Origin of the sequence: Pseudomonas sp. NFACC37-1 (genome assembly GCF_900101575.1) — a bacterium.
In the GTDB taxonomy this organism is placed as follows: Bacteria; Pseudomonadota; Gammaproteobacteria; order Pseudomonadales; family Pseudomonadaceae; genus Aquipseudomonas; species Aquipseudomonas fluorescens_AA.
In genome coordinates this window covers 1-5143 of the sequence record NZ_FMUZ01000075.1, presented here as the reverse complement: position 1 = coordinate 5143, position 5143 = coordinate 1, and the positions used below count along the sequence as shown (strand labels likewise).

Sequence of the window (5143 nt, the reverse complement as noted above, 5' to 3'; positions counted from 1 at the left end):
GATCAACTGGCGGAACGCGCTTGGCGTCTGGTTCAGCACCGTGACACCGGCCTCGCACAACAGCGCATAGCACTCCTGCGGCGAACGGCTGACCAGCTGCGGCACCACCAACAAGCGGCCGCCATGGGTCAGCGCGCCCCAGATTTCCCAGACCGAGAAGTCGAAGGCGAAGGAATGGAACAGTGCCCACACGTCCTGCGGGCCGAAGTCGAACCACGGTTGCGTGGCCGAGAACAGCCGGGCCACGTTGCGGTGCTCGACCATGACCCCTTTGGGCAAACCGGTGGAGCCGGAGGTGTAGATCACGTACGCCAGGTGCTGCGACGTCAATCCCGACACCGTCGGATTCTCCACGGATTGACTGGCCAATCCGCAATTGTCGAGGTCAATCAGCCGCACCGATTCGTCGATCAGCAGCGGTTGGGTCGCGGTGTGCACGACGATAGCCACCGGGGCGCTGTCCTCGATCATGAAGGCCAGGCGCTCCAGGGGATAGGCCGGGTCCAGCGGTACATAACCGGCGCCCGCCTTGAGGATGCCCAACAGGCCGACGATCATGTCCAGGCCACGCTCGACACAGATCGCCACCCGATCATCCGGGCGAATGCCCAGGGCCAGCAAGTGATGCGCGAGCTGGTTGGCCCGGGCGTTGAGTTCACCGTAGGTCAGCGTCCGGCTCTCGAACACCACGGCCACGGCATCAGGTTGTGTCGCCGCACGTGCCTCGAACTGCCCATGGATCAGCGCATTGTCGGCGTAGACCACATCGGAGGCATTCCAGGTTTCCAGCAGTTGCCGGCGCTCGGCCGGCGGCAGGATCTGCAACTCGCCCAATGGCGCCAGGGGCAACTGCTCCAGCGCCTCCAGCAGATGTTCCAGCACGCATTGCACATAGCCGCAGACACGCCCGGCGCCGATCGACGCTTCAGCCATGACGGTCAGGTTGAAGCCTTCGCCCAGGTCATCCACCGACAACGTCAGCGGATAGTTGGTCCGCTCTTCGCCACCCAGTACCTGGATACCTTCCCAGGCCGCGATGGCTTCGCTGGAAGCCGTCTGCGCACCAAGGTGACGATAGTTCAGCAGTGCGCTGAACAAGGGTGCCGGCGCGGTCACACCACTGCAACGCTGGGCCAGCACCAAAGAGGCATGCTCATGGCCAAGCAAGGCGGTCAAGCGTGCATGAGTCGCCTTGACCCCGGCACGTACACCCTGCGTGCCCAGTTCCACACGCAACGGCAAGGTGTTGATGAACATCCCCAGAGCCCGGTCGGCGCCCTCGCCGCCCTGCATCCGGCCCAGCAACACGGTGCCGAACACGACGTCGTCCTTGCCCGAGACACGGCCCAGCACCTGCGCCCAGGCCAAGTGATACAGGCTCGCCGCGCTCACCCCGAGTTGACGGGCCTGCGCCCGCAGGCGCTGGCTGAGCGCTCCATCGACCGGCTGGCGGACTTCTTCGATCCCACGTCCGTCGCCCTGCACATCCTGCAGGCCGAACGGCAACGTCGGCTCGGTCACATCGCCCAGCATCTCGCGGAAGAACCCTTCGTGTTCTTCGCGGCTGATACCCAGACGGGCCTGGGCTACATAGTTGCGATACGGCACCGAGGCTGCCAGCAGATGCTCGCGCCCCATCACATGAGCTTCGATTTCCGCCGTGAGCATGGCCAGAGACGTCGCGTCGTCGACCATGTGGTGGAACAGCAGCATGCCGACCCAGCGATTGTTCGCCACGTCTTCGGCATAACCGATGCGCATCATCGGTGCCTGACGGATGTCCAGGCGATGATGGCGAGGGTGCAGGTGCTCGCGCAGTTGTTGCGCGATATCTCCCGCCGCCGGGTCCAGCACGATCTCATCGAGCCCCAGTCGGGCCTCGCGCCAGACCACTTGCACAGGTTCGTCCAGCCCTTCCCAGACCACGCCCGTGCGCAGGATATCGTGGCGAGACACCACGTCTTGCAACGCCCTGGCGAAGTCGTCCAAGCGGGCGCGGCTGTCGTAGGTGAACTGTACATATTGCAAATAGGGGTCGCCCTGGGCCGCCGCAAGGTGGTGATACAGGATCCCCTCCTGCAATGGAGCAAGGGCATAGATATCCTGCACGTTGCGCACACCGCCCGGCACCGACGCGACGACGCGGTCGATACCGTCCTGGTCCAGATCGACCAGGGGCAACATGTCCGGTGTGATCCGTGTGCAGTCGGCGGGAATGAGGTTGGCCGGCACCACGATTTCGCGCACGCCGCCTACGGCCGCCGCCAATGCCGCCAGCGTTGGCTGGCCGAACAGCACACGGACATCGGCAGCCAGGTCGATCTGGCGCATGCGCTCGACCAGCTTCACTGCCAGCAGCGAATGGCCGCCCATTTCAAAGAAATGGTCATGACGGCCGACCTGCTCCACCTGCAGTAGGTCTTGCCAGATCCGCGCAATCGCCGTCTCGACTTCGCCTTGAGGCGCCTCGTATTCACGGGTCACCACCGAGGACTGGTCGGGCACCGGCAACGCCTTGCGGTCCAACTTGCCGTTGGTGGTCAGCGGGAATACCGTCAACATCACGAACGCGCTGGGCACCATGTATTCCGCCAGGGAGCCCAATAGCTCGGCGCGCAGTTCGGCCGCCGACGGTGGCTCGCCCTCTTCGGCAATCACGTAGGCCACCAGGCGCTGGTCACCCGGGGTGTCCTGGCGCGCCAGGACCACGGCTTCACGCACGCCGTTGCAGGCGGCCAGCTTGGCCTCGATCTCACCCAGTTCGATACGGAAGCCGCGGATCTTCACCTGGTCATCGTTACGCCCCAGGTATTCGATACTGCCGTCCGCCAGCCAGCGACCCAGGTCACCGGTCTTGTACATGCGGGCGTTCGGCTCATCGCTGAAGGGGTTGTCGAGGAAACGCTCGGCGGTCAGCTCATCGCGATTCAGATAACCACGGCTCACACCCGCGCCACCGACGAACATTTCGCCGACCACACCGACCGGTACGGGTTCGTGTTGTGCGTCGAGTACATACAACTGCAAGTCAGGGATGCGTTTGCCGATGGGGCTGACACCGGTCAGTTGGGCGTCGGCCGCACACAGTGCACGGTAGGTCACGTGCACGGTGGTTTCGGTGATGCCGTACATGTTCACCAATTGCGTGCGGGCGTTGGCTTGACGAGCGTACCAGGGCTTGAGGATCCCGGTTTCCAGCGCTTCGCCGCCGAAGATCACCTGGCGCAGGCTGTGGTTCAGGTCGCTCTCGCCCTGGGCCGCGATCAATTGGCGGAACGCGCTCGGCGTCTGGTTGAGGATGGTCACCCCGGCCTCACACAGCAGCGCATAGCAGTATTGCGGGGAGCGGCTGACCAATTGCGGCACCACCAGCAGGCGGCCGCCCTGGGTCAGCGCGCCCCAGATTTCCCACACCGAGAAATCGAAGGCGAAGGAATGGAACAGTGCCCAGACGTCTTGCGGGCCGAAGTCGAACCATGGCTGGGTGGCCGAGAACAACCGCGCGACGTTACGGTGTTCGACCATCACGCCCTTGGGCAAGCCAGTGGAACCGGAGGTATAGATCACATAGGCCAGGTGACTGGCCCCAAGGCCCGGTACATCCGGGTTATGCCGTGGCTGCTGCTCCATTTCGCTGTCTTCGAGCGGATCGAGCAGCACGGTCGGCACGCTCAATGGTGGCAGGGTTTCACGCCATTCCCGTTGGGTCACCAGCGCTACCGGGCTGCTGTCGTGCAACATGTAGGCAATGCGTTCGGCCGGATAGGCCGGGTCCAGCGGCACGTAGCCCGCCCCCGCCTTGAGGATGCCCAACAGGCCGACGATCATGTCCAGGCCGCGCTCGACACAGATCGCCACCCGGTCGTCCGGACGAATCCCCACGGCCAACAGGCTGTGGGCCAGCTGGTTGGCGCGGGCATTGAGCTGGCCATAAGTCAGCGTCTGTTCTTCATGGACCACCGCCACGGCGTCAGGCTGGGCCATTGCCCAGGCTTCGAACTGACGATGGATCAGGGCATCTGCGGCGTATTCGGCATCCCGGGTGTTCCAGGTTTCCAGCAACTGCCGGCGTTCGGCTGGCGGCAGGACCGTCAAGGCGTGCAGCGCAGTGTGCGGCGCTTGCTCCAGGGCGGTGACCAGGCTGTCCAGCGCCATCTGCATGTAGCCACAGATGCGTGCGGCACCGATCGAGGTTTCGACCAGGGCCGTGAGGGAGAAACCTTCCCCAAGGTCGTCGACGTTGAGGGTCAGTGGGTAGTTGGTGCGCTCGTCACCACTGAGTGCCTCGATCCCGTTCCAGGCCGAGAGGCCATCCTGGGTCACCTCGGCGGCACTATGACGGTAGTTGAGCAAGGCGCTGAACAGCGGCGTCGGTGCCGCCACGCCACTGCAACGCTGGGCCAGCGCCAGGGAGGCATGTTCATGGCCCAGCAGGTCTGTCAGTCGGGCGTGGGTCGCCTTGACCCCGGTGCGCACATCCTGGGTGCCCACATCCACGCGCAACGGCAAGGTGTTGATGAACATCCCCAGCGCCCGGTCGGCCCCTTCACCGCCCTGCATCCGGCCCAGCAATACCGTACCGAACACCACATCCGGTTTGCCGGACACTTTGCCCAGCACTTGCGCCCAGGCCAGGTGCACCAGGCTGGCGGCACTGACGCCCAATTGCCTGGCCTGGGCCCGCAGACGCCTGGACAGCACGAGATCCACCGGCTCGCGGATCTCATCGATGCCATGGCCGTCCCCCTGCACATCCTGCAAGCCAAAGGGCAGTGTTGGCTCGTCGATATCGCCGAGCATGTCGCGGAAGAACACCTCGTGTTCCGCCTCGCTCGCCCCCAGTCGCGCCTGGGCCACATAGTTGCGATAAGGCATCGCGTCGCCCAATCGCTCGCCTTGCCCCAACAGGTGCAGTTGCATTTCATGCTGCATCACGTCCAGCGCGGTATGGTCCAGCGCCATGTGGTGGAACAGCAGGATCGCCACCCAGCGGTCATGGGCCTCATCCTGGGCGTAGACCAACTGCAGCATCGGCGCACGGCGCAGGTCCAGGCGGTAGTGGCGTGCATCGAAGCGGCTCGCCAGTTGTGTGGCGACATCACCGGCCGTGGCATCGGCCTCGAAGCGCTGCGGCGCCAGCTTC

General features: G+C 64.6%; 1 protein-coding gene. It reads right to left on the bottom strand.

Annotated elements, in window-relative coordinates; genetic code table 11:
• Nucleotides 1–5143: non-ribosomal peptide synthetase (locus tag BLP82_RS29800; protein WP_139198012.1), on the bottom strand; the 5143-nt coding region annotated here is incomplete at both ends.